The sequence below is a fragment of the Pseudomonas reidholzensis genome, from assembly GCF_900536025.1.
GTDB classification, from domain to species: domain Bacteria; phylum Pseudomonadota; class Gammaproteobacteria; order Pseudomonadales; family Pseudomonadaceae; genus Aquipseudomonas; species Aquipseudomonas reidholzensis.
In genome coordinates this window covers 121,850-136,768 of record NZ_UNOZ01000022.1, presented here as the reverse complement: position 1 = coordinate 136,768, position 14,919 = coordinate 121,850, and the positions used below count along the sequence as shown (strand labels likewise).

Sequence of the window (14,919 nt, the reverse complement as noted above, 5' to 3'; positions counted from 1 at the left end):
GTCGAGGCGTGGGAGGCCGCTGCCTACCTGGGCAATGTGCGTTTAGCGCACGCTGGCCCGCACTTTTTCGCGGAAGCTGTTTTCGTAGCCGTCCTGTTGCCTGACCTTCTCGGCCAAGGTCGGGATCGCGCTGCGAGCGATGACAATGATGCCGTCGCGGTCACCGATGATGGCGTCGCCTGGGTAGCAGACGACGTTGCCGCAAGCGACTGGAATGCCAACCTGGCCAGGGCCCCACTTCGAGGGGCCGGCAGGGTTCACTGCGCGGGCGTATACCGGCAAGCCCATGCTGTTCAGTTCTTCAACGTCACGCACCGCACCGTCAATGACGACCGCTGCGACCTGCTTGGCCAGGCAGATTTCGCCCAACAGGTCGCCGAATACCGAGCGGTTCACTTCGCTGTTGCCGTTGATCACCAACACATCACCAGGCCGGGCCTCATCCAGTGCTCGGTGAATGGCGAGGTTGTCGCCTTCGCGGGTATTGAGCGGGAGGACGGTGCCAAAGAAGCTCGGCTTGCCGGCGGTGTGGCGAATGGCCGATGCCATCATGCCCATGCGCTGGAGCACGTCACCGATGAGCGCCACGGGGTAGTGCGAAATTGCTTCGATCAATGACAGCTCGGCTCGCTGCCAATCAGCGTTGACGCTGATCGACTCGTCGGACACATTGATGAACATTGGATACCTCCACTTACGAAAAAAGACTTAGCTGAACGACTTCGGCACAGGCGTGTTGACGGGGTGCGCGGGCGCTTCACCGTTGAGCACGGCAGCAATGGCCTGCAGTGCGCTCATGCCGACGCGCATGAGCGACTCGTCAGTCTGTCCGGCAACGTGGGCGGTCACGATCAGGTTGGGTGTATTGGCGATGTCGGGGGTGGGGTGATCGAACGGTGTGATCATGTCGGCGTTCTCGGCATTGAGTACATCCGCACCAGCGCCCGCCAGTTTTCCGCTCTTCAGCGCGTTGACCATGGCTTCTTCGTCAACCACGCCACCACGGCTGGTATTGATCAGCATCGCGCCGTCTTTCATCTTGGCGAATTCAGGTGCGCCGATCAGGTTGCGGGTGGTTGCCAGCAGCGGCACGTGCAGGCTGACGACATCGGCAGTGGCCAGCAGAGTGTCGAAGTCTACCCAACGGCTGTCCGAGCCTGGCTCGATGGCCGGGTCGGTGAAGATCACCTTCATGCCGAAGGCTTCAGCAACGGGCGCAACGCTAGAGCCAATGTTGCCAAAGCCCACCAGGCCCAACGTGCGGCCTTCAAGCTCGATGCCCGTCAGCGCAAGACGGTCTTGTGCCCAATTGCGGTTGCGGGTCTGTTCGGTGGCCATCGGCAGCTGGCGGCACAGCGATAGCAGCAGAGCGAAGACGTGTTCGATCACGCTGCGCTGGTTTGCGCCTGGCGTGTTGGTCACCCAGACGCCGTGCGCTTGCGCCGCCTGGTAATCGACGTTGTCGTAGCCCGCGCCGTGTCGAGCGACGATGCGCAGCTTCGGCGACGCGGCGATCATCTCAGCGCTGATATGGCCGCCGCGCAAAAATACGGCCTCCACCTGATTACGGATTTCGTCATAGCCCACGGCGTTGGGGCCGTAGCCAAGACGAACCTCACCCAGATCAGCAAGACGAGCAAGCACCGTCGCGTGAATAGGGCTCGTGACGTAGATAAGCGACATGTTGTTGTACTCAGGAAAATTGATGTTTGTTGTCGTCGGCGTCAGCGTGTTTGCGGACAGTCCACAACACGAGCAGGCCGATAACACCGGCGCCGCAGAGAATGAAGGCAGGCGCCATCTGATTGCCGCTGGCGCCGATCAACCAGGTCGCCATGAACGGCCCGATGCCACCGCCGATCACAGCACCGACGCTGTGGCCGAATGCGACCCCGGTGTGGCGAACGTGGGTCGGGAAGAATTCCGGCATGACCGAGTAGGTGCCAGCCAGGCACAAGGCGTACGGCACCATGCCCAGGGCCAGGCCGGCCATGGCCAGGCTGACGTGTCCTTGCTGCATGAGCATGAAGGACGGAATGGAGAGCACCGCGTAGCCAAGGTAGGCCAGGCGCAGCACGGCTTTGCTGCCGATGATCGAACCCAGCTGGCCTGCCAGGGGAATCATCAACGCCGCGAAGCTGACGGCAACCAGGACGATGGTGGACGCTTGACCTTTCGAGTAGCCGAGGATGGAGCTGAAGTACGCTGCAATGAAGACGGTGCCGATGTAAGTACCGATGTTCTGCACCATGGAGATCATCATCACCTTGGTCAGCGGGCGCATGTAGTCACGCACGAGTTCGGCGAACGGAGCGCTTTTTGGCTCGGTCTCTTCGGCTTTCTTGGATTCGAATTCCGGGCTGTCCTCGATGCCCAGGCGCATCCACAGGCCGATGATGCCCAGCGGCAGGGCCAGCAGGAACGGAACACGCCATCCCCATTCAGCCATCTGCGGATCGGTCAGCCATGCGGCTGCCAGGCCGGCGATCGCGGCCGCCAGGCCTTTACCGAACTGCGCGATCGACGGCAGGAAGGAGATGTACAGCGAACGACGGTTGGCCGGCGCCCATTCGCGAATGTAGCTGGCCGCACCGCCGATCTCGCCGCCTGCCGAGAAGCCTTGAAGCATGCGCAGGGCCACCAGAAGGATGGGCGCCCAGACGCCAATTTGTGCGTAACCGGGGAGCAACCCAATCAGCGTGGCTGCGATACCCATCAAGGTGATGCTGGCGATCAGGCTTGCACGACGCCCGACTTTGTCGCCGAGCCAGCCGAATGCGACAGCTCCGATAGGGCGCACCAGGAAGGCGGAGCCAAACACCAGAAAGGTGTTGAGCAGGCCGGTCGTTGGGTCGTCGGAGGGAAAGAACACGAGCGCCAGCGTCGCGGCGAGGTACCCATAGATACTGAAGTCGTAATATTCAACGAACGTGCCGAACACGGCGGCGGCGGTGGCTTTCTTCGCCTTGGTCGTGCGCTCGGCTGCAGGCTCAGGCATGGCGACGGACTCCGTCAGCGTATTGTTGTTATTCATAGGTCACTCCAGCTTATAGGTCACGTCCATGTTAAAAAATGGGACAGTGTCCTGTTTTGTTTTTTGTAGGATCCTCGCGCAGTGAGTGGTTGTCAACAGGCTGATGATTGCCATGGGCAAGGCATCAGGCCCAAAATGGAGCCCCGAACGCTTGCAAGTAACCTGATATGCCTAATGCCCCCCTCGAAATCTCCAGTGCTAAAGCCTCTGCTGCCACCTCCAGCCATGGACGGTTGATCGAGGTGATGGACGCTTTGGTCAGACGAGCGGACGGCGAGCCCTGGGGGGTGAGGGAGTTGGCAAGCGAGCTGAACGAGAGCCGCAGCACGATCAATCGAATCCTCACCGCATTGGTCGATCGCGACTTCGCGGTGGAGGAGGGGGTAGGCAAATATCGAGTGGGGCCACGTTTCAGGGTGCTCATGCTTGCCCTGAGTAACCGCAGCGCGTTGCTGAGCGCCGGCAGGCGTCTTCTGGACGGGCTGGCAGGGGGCGCCAAGCAGGCGGCGCTGCTCTCGGTGTATGCCCCGCACGTAAACGGCTATTACGTGCTCTATTGCGGTCAGGCCCAGGCCACCCTGGCATTTCGCCCGCAGATCGGTGCGGTCTACCCCTTGGGTTTTGGCGATATCGGCCGTGGCTTCAAGGACGTTTTACAGCGTACGCCAGACAGCGATTCGCAGTGCACGCCCGACAAGGCTGTGAGTCCCGTTGCGCCGATAGCGGAGTACGAGTTCCCCCCTGCCGTTACGATAGTGACCAGGCGCTTGGCCCAGGGGTTGATCATCTCGGTTTCACTTCACGACCTGGGTGGCGACGATACGCAGGGGACACGGGCCTCACGTGAGACGGTCGATGATGTGGTGAGTGAGCTTGAGCGCTTGCTCTTTCAACCTCGCGGGGCCGAGCAGCACATCAGCGCTGATGACAGCTCTACCGTAGCTCGGCTTGAGGGGCTGTTGCAGATGCTTTGCGCTGCACCGAACGGGTACCTGTGCAGTTCCGGAATCGCAGTGCAATTACACTGCAATGCTGCGACGGCTCGGAAAATCATTGAGTCCGCCTCCCAGGCGAACCTGGTGTTTGCGACGAGCGAGGCGCTGTACCCAGGCGCACGCTTGTATCAATGGGCCGCGCTGTTGAACAATAAAGCGTGCACGACCGCTAAATTGTGCCGGGGCGTCATCGAGTCCCTGGTCAAGGAAACCGGCGAAACCGTCGCGTTTTTGAGCTATGACGCCAAGACCGCCAAAGCGCACTTCATCGAGGTTGTGCAGGGATGGCGACCCATCCAATACACGCTCGAAACGGGCGTCGATGTGCCGCTCTATGCAGGGGGCGCGGGCAAGGCAGTCTTGGCTCACCTGGCCCCAGGTGTTGCTGACGGATTGACGCTGCAGAAATTCACCGAGACCACAATCGTATCCCATGAGGAACTTCAGGCAGATCTGCTGGCGATCAGAAAGCGCGGCTGGTCTGTGGGTGATGGCGAACGTGTATTAGGGGCATTTGGTATTGGTGTACCGTTCTTCGTCGATGGTCAGGTGGCGGGCGCGCTATCAGCCACCATCCCGCAATATCGAAAGCAAGAGTGCGATGTGCCTGGATTAGTCGAAAGCATGAAGTCAGCGACGAAGCGTATCGGGCGTTTGCTCTCCCTGGGGGAGACTATTAGAGATTGACGCGCATTTTGTGCAGCCTGACATCAGTAAAAACACGGTTGAACTCAGCGTGAATGTGGGGTCGATAGCCTAGGGTGCTGGGTATCAGGCGGTGGTATTTGAAATTCCGTAAACGACAGTCTGGAACACCGTGAAATCAATAGATTCAGCAGCGTCTGCAGCGAACCAGACGAGAAATGATTTTCCATGGAGGCCGCATCACGCCACGTAAACTCTAAGCGCCAGGTCTGAGGGTTATCGGTTTTTTTTAGTGTGTGCCTGATATGGTTGGGCGACACCTGCGCGATGTGATGTAACAGCAGCACGATTTCAAGATGAAGGGTTTCATCCATGTGCGTTTCGAATTCAATAAGGTTGCGTGGTGAGTCAGGCATGGTGAAATCCCCCTGAAAATGTGAATGCAGGGCACAGGTGTTAGGTGGGTGACGCGCTGGGGTTCGTAGAGGTTGTGTCTGAATTTAGTATGCACCAGCCTGTTTTCGAGAAAAGGTCAGAATGTTGATCATTTCCGCCATTCCTGTGGCAGAAACGGTGCGCGGCAGACGCGTGCATGCGACGCCTCGTACGTCGAACCTTCGTATCCGCAACCCTGCTGCATTGACGCCTTCCGTTCAAATGATCAGACTTCATGGCGCGCCAATCGATGTTCGGGAGTGGCTATGAATGCAAACTAAGTCGATACATTTTGTTGCTTATCCCAAGGTCAGTCTTCTTGATTTGGCGGGCCCATTGGAGGTCTTTATTGCCGCTAATTATTTGGCGCGCTGTGCACATCCGCCTTATTCAATTTCGATTGTTGCACTGAATGAAATGCCTGAGGTCTTTGGCGGTTTTTCAATAGCGCCTGAACGGCTGACGCCTGAAACGCGTTAAGCGCATACACTGATCGTGCCGGGCGGGGCGGGAATTCAAGCGTTCTGCAAGGATTCAAGATTCTTCTCGCACTTTGTCGAGCATGTTAACAACGCCCAGCGGCTGGTCTCAGTGTGTACGGGAGTATTTGCGCTGGCGGCAGCGGGTCAACTGGACGGCCGAACAGTCACTACCCATTGGTCAGCCTATGACGAGCTCGAAAGCGCTTTCCCTTCAGTCATCGTAAAAAGAGGGCCCATCTTTATCAACGATGGCCACCTTTGGACATCCGCAGGTGTGACCTCAGGTATTGATTTGGCCCTTTCAATCGTTGAGAACGACCTGGGGCACGCGGCGGCACTTGAAGTGGCGCGTCACTTGGTGGTGTATTTACGGCGCCCTGGAGATCAAGAGCAGTTCAGTTCACCGTTGGCGCTGCAATCTAAAAGCAGCCATTTTTCAGACCTTCATGCCTGGTTGAGTAATAACCTGGAGGGTGATCTTTCGGTTTCCGCCATGGCGAGCTTTATGAGTATGAGCGAGAGGACCTTTGCCCGGCGGTATACTCAACAGACAGGCAGTACACCCAGCAAGATGGTCGAATCGCTGCGACTGGATGCGGTTCGTCATTTGTTGGTTACGTCGAACAGTCCGCTGAAAACGATCGCCAAACGCTGCGGAGTGGGCAGCGAGTCAACGCTCATTCGACGGTTTATCAAGACGTTTGGCGTGACACCTGGAGAGTATCGAGTTCGCTTCAATTCACAGAAATGAAGCGCAACCAAAGTGCCTGTAAGCAGGGACGCTTGTCCCCACTGTCGGGAGCGCCTGGCAAGATGCCGGGCACTCCCGCACGACTTAAAAGTCGAGGGTCAACCCCGCGTACAACGCCCGCCCATCGCCGGGAGAATGCAGCGACGCATTCGCGCCATCAGGGTCGTACCACGCATACGCATAGTCGCGGTCTGTGAGGTTCTTCAACTGCAGATCCACACTCAGCGTTTCGCTGAATGTGTAAGTACCGCCGATGTTCATCAGCACATAACCGCCGTACGTGCCTTGGGTGTTTTCCCGCTCCAGATAATAGTCGGTCTGGCCGTTCATCCACGCGCTCAACTGCAACGCTGGCGTGGCCTGATAGCGGATGCCGGTGTTCCACAGGTGATGCGGAACATGGTCGATTTCCTTGCCTTTGCTCTGGGGCAACGCGCTGCTGGGTTCAAGGATTTTCGAGTATTGCCAGGCGTACGACATCCACACTTCGGTGCGTTCGTCCGGGTGCAGATTGACTTGCAGGTCGTACCCCCAGCGGCGGGTTTCGCCGACATTGTCGGACTCTCCGCTGGGGTCATTGAGGCGGCGGCTGACTTCGCCGGTGGCATCCTGGCGCCAGTAGGCGACTCGTCCGTCGATCCAGCGGGCGGGGGTGAACTTGACCCCGGTTTCCCAGCCTTCGTTGATCGACGGTTGCAGGTCTTCAGTGCGCGGCGGCACTTTATAGGCCGCGGCGCCGCTGCCCACCTGGAATGTACGGCCCCAGTTGGCATAGACGCTCGCGGACTTCCAGGGTGAGTAGACCACGCTGAGCTTGGGTTGCTTGATCAGCCCATAGTCGTTGATGTCGGAGTCCTGGCCGGTGAGCACGTTGGTGAAGTCGCCGCTGATCTTGTCGACGCGGTAGGCGGGCACGATCTTCAGCGATTCGAACGGTTCGATCTCGGCCTGCACATAGGCGCCGACGGTGTTGAAGTCGAAGTCCTGATCGCGGGTCTGCGACTGGCGTACGCGCTGCAGCGTGCGGTAGCGCTCGCTGCGGTTTGCCTGCTGCTGCACATCGCTGCCGCCTTCCAGGGCAAACCCGTGCAGCCAGTCAACCTCCGGCCGCCAGGTCAGCGAGGACATCGCGCCGTACTGCGTCTCGTAGGCATCGCGTTCTTGTTGCGCGCTGGTGCGCCAGTACTGGGTCCAGCGGCGGTCATCGAAGGTATTCAGGTAGGTCTTGGCCGACCATGCCAGGGTGTCATTGAGGTCCGCGTCGACATGCACGCTGAGCTGATTCATGCGCCGCGTACCCTTGTCGGTAGCGTTGAAGTCGTTGCTCATGCGCGGGTGCTGACGCGCATCGGCTTCGCTCAGGTAGCCCGCTTCTTGTGCCTCGGCTTCGTAGTGGCGGGCGATCAGGCCCACGCGGTAGTTGCCATCATCCGGGGTGTAGAACCACTTGCCGCTGAAGCTGTAGCGTTCGGTATCGCCATGCTCGCGATAGCCGTCGACCTGCTGGCGGGCGAAGAAGTAGTTCTGCGTCCAGTTGCGGGTCTCGATGCCCTTGGCCAGTTGCACTTCGCGGGTGTTGAAGCTGCCATAACGCAGGCGCGCCTTGTTGTAGTTGCCGCCAGTGCGGGTATTGATGTTGACGTTGCCGGCGATGTTGTTCAGGCCGTAGCGTGGGTCGCTGGTGCCGCGCACCACCTCGATGCTGTCGATGTCCATGGGGAACACCGCGTCGATGAAGGGCATGTTGCCGTCATTGGTGTTGCTGGGAATGCCGTCGATCAACAGTTTGACGGCATTGACTTCGCCTTCGCCATTGAAACCGCGAAACGACAGCTTGCCGGACGTCGTGCCTTGGTTGAACTCGGTGAGCATGACCCCCGGTGCTCGGCGGAACAGCTCCCAGCTGTAGGCGACCGGCATCTTTTCGAGGATGTCACCGCCCAGAATGTCCACCGAACTGAGCACGCTGGTAGCGGCCAGCGGGCCGCTGCTGGTGCCGGTCACATTGACCGCGCCGAGGGTGAGGGTCGAGTTTTCGCTGGGCAGCGTTTGTGCGATGGCCAGCGACAGGGGGTTGAGGCCGAACAGGGCTAGCACGGGCAGAACGGCCCGTGCGGTGCAACGGAATACAGGCATGGTGGGTTCCTGGCAATAACGGTCGTGCAGGGTCAGGCGCGGTGCGGAGCACGCATCGAGCGCAAGACTGCGGGCTGTAAAGGTGCTGTTGTGCGCCTGTTGCTCCCAGGCGCAGCACACAGCGGGATCAATGACTGCGCATACCTGCGGCCATCATGAACAGTCGGATCAGCCAGGCGAACAGGCCCAGCGCGGCGACGCTGCCCACCCAGATCAGCACCAGCCAGGCGAGGCGGCGCCACCACGGTTGCTTCGAGCTTGGGTTCATCACCTCGTACTCCTAGTGATAGCCGTCTTCATGGGTCACCTTGCCGCGGAACACGTAGTAGCTCCAGAACGTGTAGCCGAGGATGATGGGCAGGATGAACAGCGTGCCCACCAGCATGAAGCCTTGGCTCTGCGGGGGAGCCGCGGCCTCCCAGATGCTGATCGACGGCGGCACGATGTTGGGCCACAGGCTGATGCCCAGGCCGCTGTAGCCCAGGAAGATCAATGACAGGGTCAGCAGGAACGGCGTGTAGTGGGCGTTGCGTGCCACGGCACGCAGCAGCCCGTAGAACGTCACCAGTACCAGGACCGGGACTGGCATGAACCACATCAGGTTGGGCATGCTGAACCAACGGTCGGCGATTTGCGGGTGGGCCAGCGGCGTCCACAGGCTGACGACGGCGATCACCACCAGCAGCACCAGCGCCAGCGGCCTGGCGACATCGTGCATGCGCCGCTGCAGCGGGCCTTCGGTCTTCATGACCAGCCAGGTGCAACCGAGCAAGCTGTAGGCGACCACCAGGCCCAGCCCGCAGAACAGGCTGAACGGCGTCAGCCAGTCGAGGGCGCCTCCGGCATACTTGCGCTCGACCACTTTGATCCCTTCGATGAAGGCGCCCAGGGCGACGCCCTGGAAATAGGTCGCGACCAGTGAGCCCCAGATGAAGGCCTTGTCCCACAGATGGCGCTTGGCGGGCTTGGCCTTGAAGCGGAACTCGAAGGCCACGCCCCGGAAGATCAACCCCATCAGCATCAGGATCAACGGCAGGTACAACGCCTCGAGCACCACCGCATAGGCCAGCGGGAAAGCGCCGAACAGCGCCGCGCCGCCGAGGATCAGCCAGGTTTCGTTGCCGTCCCACACCGGGGCAACCGTGTTCATCATCACATCCCGGTCACGTGCGTCCTTGACGAACGGGAAGAGCATGCCGATGCCCAGGTCGAAGCCGTCCATGACCACGTACATCATCACGCCGAAGATGATGATCACGGCCCAGATCAGCGCAAGATCGATACCCATCTCAGTTCACCTCGTGCTGAAAGTCGTTGGCGGCCGACAACGGCCGTGCCGGCGTGTGCCGTTGGCCCGGGCCACCCGGATTGTCCTGCTCGCCCTCGCCGGTCTGCGGCCCTTTGCGCACCAGGCGCATCATGTAGCCCAGGCCGGTGCCGAAGAGCGCGAAATAGACCACCACGAACATCACCAGGGTGATGCCCAACTGAGTCGCGTCGTGGTTGGAGACGCCCTCTGAGGTGCGCATCAGGCCGTACACCACCCACGGCTGGCGGCCGATCTCGGTGGTGAACCAGCCGGCCAGGATGGCGATCAGGCCGGACGGGCCCATCCACAGGGTCAGGTAGAGGAACGGCTTGCAGCTGTAGAGCTTGCCCCCTCGACGCAACCACAGGCTCCACAGGCCGACGAAGATCATCAGCAAACCGAGGCCGACCATCACCCGGAACGACCAGAACACAATGGTCGAGTTGGGCCTGTCTGCCGCTGGAAACTCTTTTAATGCCGGTACCTGCTTGTCCAGGCTGTGGGTCAGGATCAGGCTGCCCAGCGCCGGGATCTCCAGCTTGTAGCGGGTGGTCTCGGCCTGCATGTCGGGGATGCCGAACAGGATCAGCGGAGTCGGCTCGCCGGGCACGTTCTCCCAATGGCCTTCGATGGCGGCGATTTTCGCCGGCTGGTGCTCCAGGGTGTTGAGGCCGTGGAAGTCACCGATCACCGCCTGTACCGGGGCGACGATCAGCGCCATCCACATGGCCATCGAGAGCATCTTGCGCAGCGCCGGGTTGTCGCGCCCGCGCAGCAGGTGCCAGGCCGCGGAGGCGGCGACAAAGAAGGCGGTGGCGACGAATGCGGCGGTGGCCATGTGCATCAATCGGTAGGGGAATGAGGGGTTGAAGATGATCATCAGCCAATCGACCGGGACCACCCGACCCTCGATGATTTCATGGCCCTGGGGTGTCTGCATCCAGCTGTTGGACGCCAGAATCCAGAAGGTCGAGACCAGCGTGCCGAGCGCCACCATCACTGTCGAGAAGAAGTGCAGGTTACGGCCCACACGGTTCCAGCCGAACAGCATGACACCGAGGAAGCCCGCTTCGAGGAAGAATGCGGTCAGTACCTCGTAGGCCAGCAATGGGCCGGTGACGGCACCGGCGAAGTCGGAAAAGCGGCTCCAGTTCGTGCCGAATTGGTAAGCCATCACCAGGCCGGACACGACGCCCATACCGAAGTTGACCGCGAAAATCTTCGACCAGAAGTGGTAGAGGTCGCGGTACACCTGGGTACCGGTTTTCAGCCATAGCCCTTCGAGTACCGCCAGGTAACTGGCCAGGCCAATGGTGATGGCGGGAAACAGGATATGGAACGAAACGGTGAAGGCGAACTGGATTCGAGCCAGGTCTAGCGCCTCGAGCACGCTCATAATGATGGGGCCTCACGGGGGGAGGGCGCACGGGCGCCGGTCAGGGGAAGCAGTGTCCGGGGTCCTGGCCGGGCCTGCGGTCGGGTCTAGGGGTTGTCCGAAGTGGCCATCGCAATGGCGGCGCCACTGTAAGGACGCTGCCTGGCGCGACCAACTGCGACAATCTGTCCACCCAGGGCCGTTGCGGGTAGCGGGGCTAGGCCGCAGGGGTGGGGTGCGACGGCTTGTCGCAGTCAGTGCTGATGGCAGGTCGCCCTTCAACCTGGGCGGATTCGATGCTAGAGTCGCCGCCCATGAACCGTCCGCCTTCCCATCGTCCTTCCATTGCCTTGGCACTGTATTTCTGTGTCCTGTTCAATGTGCTTTCCTGTGGCCTGGCCCACGGGCAGGCGCTGGGTCTGGCGCTGAATGGTTTTGGCGGCGCCTTCTGCAGCCTGGGTTCCGCTACCTCGGCATTGCAGGCCAAGCAAGACGGCGCGTTGGCTGGGACAGACCTGACCAAGACGCTCTCTTGCCCGATGTGTTCGGCGGCCTTTCTCACCCTGGTATTCCTGGTGGGCGTGGCCTGGCTGATTGCCAATGCCAATGCCAATCGCCGCATGCCCATCCGAGAGGTGCGCAGCCAGGCACCTCCGCGCTATTGCTGGCCCTCGTCCAACCCCCGCGCTTCTCCTCTCTGACGCTGCCTGCGCCTTGGCGCGAAGCGGGCTTGTGCCCGCCATCCGGACGTCGGCTCCTGCGTGCGTGTGCCCCTTGGCACGCCCATTGACGGGAGCTGGCGGCTGACATCACCGTCGTTGGAGAAGACCTGTCATGACTGTTCCTATCCCTGCGCTCACGCCGACTAAAAAGGCATGAGCGCGGCGCGTTGCGGCCTGCGCGCGCGCACCTGGGACAACCTCTGGGTCGCAGCGCTGCTGGCGATGCTGCTCAAGGTGCTGGCCCTGCCCATGGCCAGTACCCTGGGCGAGCTGAACCTGGCTCAACTGCTGACGGGCAGCTATTGCGCGTCGGGTGGGGGTCAGTTGCCCCTGCTGGACAAGGAGGGCGCCGCCAGTACGGTGGTGTCGGACCCTGGTCACTGTTGCTGCGCCCAAGGTGGCCCGGCACCGCTGCCGGCTGCGCTGGTAGTGCCGGTGGCACTGCCTCGTGCGCTGCCGGTCGGTCAGGTGCAAGCGGCCCGCGGCTGTTCGCCCCGGCACTGCTGGCCGTCGATCAACCCTCGTGCTTCGCCCATGCCGATTGCCTGAACTCAAAGGACTGCGGGTCTGTGCGTACCAGCAAGGTTGGTGGCATGGGCCTGCCAAAGGCTATCTGCATCGAGGAACACACGATGTCCCGAACCCTGAACGTTTCCGCCGCGGCGGAGGCACCTGCTCGCCCGTCGCGCAACGGCGATTTCCTGCTGCCGTTTCCCGACTATCCCTGCAATGCGCGCAGTTTCGTCAACCTTGACGCACGCCTTTTGCCGTACTGGCACACGCTGTTCGATGTCTGTCCGGGGCTGCTCAAGCTCGACCCGCCGGAAGGCCTGGAGCTGTTCCGACGCTTCATGACCTGGGCCTATCGCCACCATCCGGCCCTGGACTGGACCTATTACATCAGTGTCTGCCGCTGGCTGCTGGCCTCACCCTACCAGGCGCGTGTGACCGAAGAGCATGTCGAGGCCTTCATGGTGGCCGCGGCCGCGCTCTGGGTAGCGGCCGATGTGTCCCAGGCCCGCGGCCTGGTAATGGCCTGGCAGCCCATGGCCGCGCGTGTAGTGGAGTGGAAGACGGGGGTGCGTCCGGCCACGGTTTCCCAGGGGGAGGACGAGGATCTGCCGCCACCCCCCTGGGATTTTTCCTGGAGCCCGCTGAGCGCCAAGGGTGCCAGCAGCTTCCGACGCTGGTTGCCGGTACCGGGATAAGCCGTGTGAGCAAGCCGGGCGAACGGCGGCGTGCGGTTTTCCTGTGACCGCAACCTGTTTCGAGATGCCGACGAGGGACGTACTTCAAGCCATGCGCGCCTTCAGTTGCGCACATCTCAAAGTGAGTGCAGGAATGTCAGCAACGCTTCACGCCGTCCGCGATCCAGCTTGATCACTGCATCGCGAGCCTGGCTGGCCTCGCCATCGTGCCAGAGGATCGCTTCCAGTACGCTGCGTGCCCGGCCATCGTGCAGCAACTGCGTGTGGCCGCTGACCACCCCGGTCAAGCCCAGCCCCCACAAGGGTGGGGTGCGCCACTGCCGGCCAGTGGCGCGAAACTCCGGGCGGTGGTCCGCCAGGCCTTCACCCATGTCGTGCAGCAACAGATCGGTATACGGGAAGACGCGTTGGCCGGACAACTCCGGCAGCGGGTGTGTGCCGGTCACATAGGACGGGCGGTGACAGGCGGCGCAGCCGGCGGCGTGGAAAACCCCTTTGCCTTCGAGTACCTGAGGCGCTTGAATGCCCCGCCGTGCCGGCACACCGAGCGTGCGGCTGTAGAACAGCACCTGAGCCCGAACCTTGTCACTGACTTCCGGAGTCCCTCCCTGGGCTGCCTGGCGGCAGGCCGACTGATGTTCGGTACAGTCATCGCGGGGCAGCACGCTGCTGGTCAGCCCCATGTCGCCGGCGAAGGCGTGAGCGTTCTGCTGGTCGAGGTTGGGTTGGCCGGCCTTCCAGCCGAAGCGGCCGATCGTGGTGCGCTGTTGCAGTTCGTCCCAGACCTGGTTCAGTTGGCCACGCACGGGGCCTGCGTCGCGAGCCTGGTCAAGGACGTTCTGTTCCAGGTCGCTGTCGCTGATCGCTTCCAGCAGGCCAAGGCCGATCATGGGCGGCGCCACTCGCAATGACATCTGCGTCTGCGGGTGCAACGGGCCGTAGCCTAACTGGCGAATGTCGATCAGCGGCCGGCGCAGGTCGACCCGTTCGCCGTCGGCGAGGGTGACCTGGCGTGATTCATAGCGCAGGTGAACACGCCCCTCCGGCGCATGCCCATCGATGGCGGCATCCTGCAACTGGCCGCCATAAGTGGGTTCAGGGATAACGCCAAGACGTTCAAGCTGCTCGGCCTGGGCGGGGTCTGCCGTGACCGACAGGCGCACCAGTGACGATACGGCAGGTGCAGCGCTACCCTCGGTTGGCGGGAAGCCCCGACCATCCTTGATATGGCAGCTCTGGCAAGCATCGGTGTTGAACAGCGGCCCCAGGCCGACTCGGCCACCCGGGCGGCGCTCGGGGTGGGCCACATGCCAGTTTCCGCGGAAGAACGCGTTACCGACGAAAAAGTCCATGCGCCTTGACGGCGACAGGTTCGCCGCCGGCATGGAGAACGCATCTTTATCGAAGCGTTGCACGGTGGTACTACCACCCGGCAGCTGCTCGCCCGGTTCAGGTTGAGCGTTCGGGTCGCCACAGCCGGTCAGCAGACTGGCCAGTGTCATGGCGAGTAGGGAGGAGGTGCGCATGGTGCCACTCGAAATCAGAAGGTGTCGGGGCAAAGGCCGACTGCCTGCGCACAGGATGGGCCGGCCCTCGGTGGGAGGGCTTTGCGTGTTGAGCAACGCGCTGGCTGGGCGCCCGGATCACTTGGACATGGCGTCGTTCACGGCTTTGTAGTCTTGAGTGCTTGTTGGAGCTCGTAGTCTAGGGACGTGGGCGCCGAAGTCAGGTGCGACAGCGTGTCTCAGGTGCTGGGGGCGGTGGCTTGAACGCTCGAGTGACTGCCCCTGCTGGATCGTGGTGCGGCGTACTGTCGCAGGGCGGGGC

Annotated in this window: 15 protein-coding genes; 6 read left to right on the top strand and 9 right to left on the bottom strand. The window is 61.6% G+C overall.

Annotated features, from left to right (window positions below; translation table 11 throughout):
* Positions 1-42: 42 nt before the first annotated feature.
* Genes CCOS865_RS16015 through CCOS865_RS16005 form a run of 3 tightly spaced genes read right to left on the bottom strand, consistent with a single transcriptional unit; the run spans position 43 to position 3,034 of the window.
* Positions 43-681: an RraA family protein gene (locus CCOS865_RS16015; protein WP_119142535.1), complete on the bottom strand. Its 639-nt coding sequence runs from the start codon at positions 679-681 to the stop codon at positions 43-45.
* Positions 682-708: 27 nt separating this feature from the next.
* Positions 709-1,683, bottom strand: a complete 975-nt coding sequence (locus tag CCOS865_RS16010; RefSeq protein ID WP_119142533.1) for a hydroxyacid dehydrogenase — start codon at positions 1,681-1,683, stop codon at positions 709-711.
* A 10-nt stretch (positions 1,684-1,693) separates the two neighbouring features.
* Entirely contained in the window at positions 1,694-3,034 is a 1,341-nt protein-coding gene (locus CCOS865_RS16005) for an MFS transporter (RefSeq protein ID WP_119142531.1), read from the bottom strand.
* A gap of 167 nt (positions 3,035-3,201) precedes the next feature.
* On the opposite strand from CCOS865_RS16005, the gene CCOS865_RS16000 reads away from it, so the two are divergent.
* The gene (locus tag CCOS865_RS16000; protein ID WP_119142530.1) at positions 3,202-4,716 is read left to right on the top strand and encodes an IclR family transcriptional regulator domain-containing protein; all 1,515 of its coding nucleotides are present in this window, start codon (positions 3,202-3,204) and stop codon (positions 4,714-4,716) included.
* Positions 4,717-4,760: 44 nt separating this feature from the next.
* On the opposite strand, the gene CCOS865_RS28050 is transcribed toward CCOS865_RS16000, so the two are convergent.
* On the bottom strand, positions 4,761-5,090 hold the full coding sequence (locus CCOS865_RS28050; protein WP_147406517.1) for a hypothetical protein: 330 nt from the start codon (positions 5,088-5,090) through the stop codon (positions 4,761-4,763).
* Positions 5,091-5,379: 289 nt separating this feature from the next.
* Between CCOS865_RS28050 and CCOS865_RS28465 the strand changes: the two genes are divergently transcribed.
* Together CCOS865_RS28465 and CCOS865_RS28575 are read left to right on the top strand one after the other, a co-directional pair.
* A complete protein-coding gene (locus CCOS865_RS28465; protein ID WP_244216129.1) occupies positions 5,380-5,589 on the top strand; it encodes a hypothetical protein in 210 nt (69 codons plus the stop codon).
* A 15-nt stretch (positions 5,590-5,604) separates the two neighbouring features.
* On the top strand, positions 5,605-6,342 hold the full coding sequence (locus CCOS865_RS28575; RefSeq protein WP_279630136.1) for a GlxA family transcriptional regulator: 738 nt from the start codon (positions 5,605-5,607) through the stop codon (positions 6,340-6,342).
* Positions 6,343-6,426: 84 nt separating this feature from the next.
* On the opposite strand, the gene CCOS865_RS15990 is transcribed toward CCOS865_RS28575, so the two are convergent.
* From CCOS865_RS15990 to CCOS865_RS15975, 4 genes are all read right to left on the bottom strand, one after another.
* On the bottom strand, positions 6,427-8,478 hold the full coding sequence (locus CCOS865_RS15990; protein ID WP_119142528.1) for a TonB-dependent receptor: 2,052 nt from the start codon (positions 8,476-8,478) through the stop codon (positions 6,427-6,429).
* A gap of 127 nt (positions 8,479-8,605) precedes the next feature.
* The gene (locus tag CCOS865_RS15985; protein ID WP_119142526.1) at positions 8,606-8,746 is read right to left on the bottom strand and encodes a DUF2474 domain-containing protein; all 141 of its coding nucleotides are present in this window, start codon (positions 8,744-8,746) and stop codon (positions 8,606-8,608) included.
* 12 nt (positions 8,747-8,758) lie between these two features.
* Positions 8,759-9,766, bottom strand: a complete 1,008-nt coding sequence (gene cydB / locus CCOS865_RS15980) for a cytochrome d ubiquinol oxidase subunit II (RefSeq protein WP_119142524.1) — start codon at positions 9,764-9,766, stop codon at positions 8,759-8,761.
* Between the two features lies 1 nt (position 9,767).
* Positions 9,768-11,183 (bottom strand): cytochrome ubiquinol oxidase subunit I, encoded by a 1,416-nt coding sequence (locus CCOS865_RS15975; protein WP_119142522.1) that lies wholly within the window; start codon positions 11,181-11,183, stop codon positions 9,768-9,770.
* Between the two features lie 293 nt (positions 11,184-11,476).
* Between CCOS865_RS15975 and CCOS865_RS15970 the strand changes: the two genes are divergently transcribed.
* The 3 genes from CCOS865_RS15970 (at position 11,477) to CCOS865_RS15960 (ending at position 13,092) form a co-directional block, all read left to right on the top strand.
* On the top strand, positions 11,477-11,863 hold the full coding sequence (locus CCOS865_RS15970; RefSeq protein WP_119142520.1) for a DUF2946 family protein: 387 nt from the start codon (positions 11,477-11,479) through the stop codon (positions 11,861-11,863).
* 174 nt (positions 11,864-12,037) lie between these two features.
* On the top strand, positions 12,038-12,433 hold the full coding sequence (locus CCOS865_RS15965; protein WP_119142518.1) for a DUF2946 family protein: 396 nt from the start codon (positions 12,038-12,040) through the stop codon (positions 12,431-12,433).
* 83 nt (positions 12,434-12,516) lie between these two features.
* Entirely contained in the window at positions 12,517-13,092 is a 576-nt protein-coding gene (locus tag CCOS865_RS15960) for a putative natural product biosynthesis protein (RefSeq protein ID WP_119142645.1), read from the top strand.
* A gap of 116 nt (positions 13,093-13,208) precedes the next feature.
* Here CCOS865_RS15960 and CCOS865_RS15955 read toward each other — a convergent pair whose 3' ends face one another.
* Positions 13,209-14,618, bottom strand: a complete 1,410-nt coding sequence (locus CCOS865_RS15955; RefSeq protein WP_119142516.1) for a di-heme oxidoreductase family protein — start codon at positions 14,616-14,618, stop codon at positions 13,209-13,211.
* Positions 14,619-14,919 lie beyond the last annotated feature (301 nt).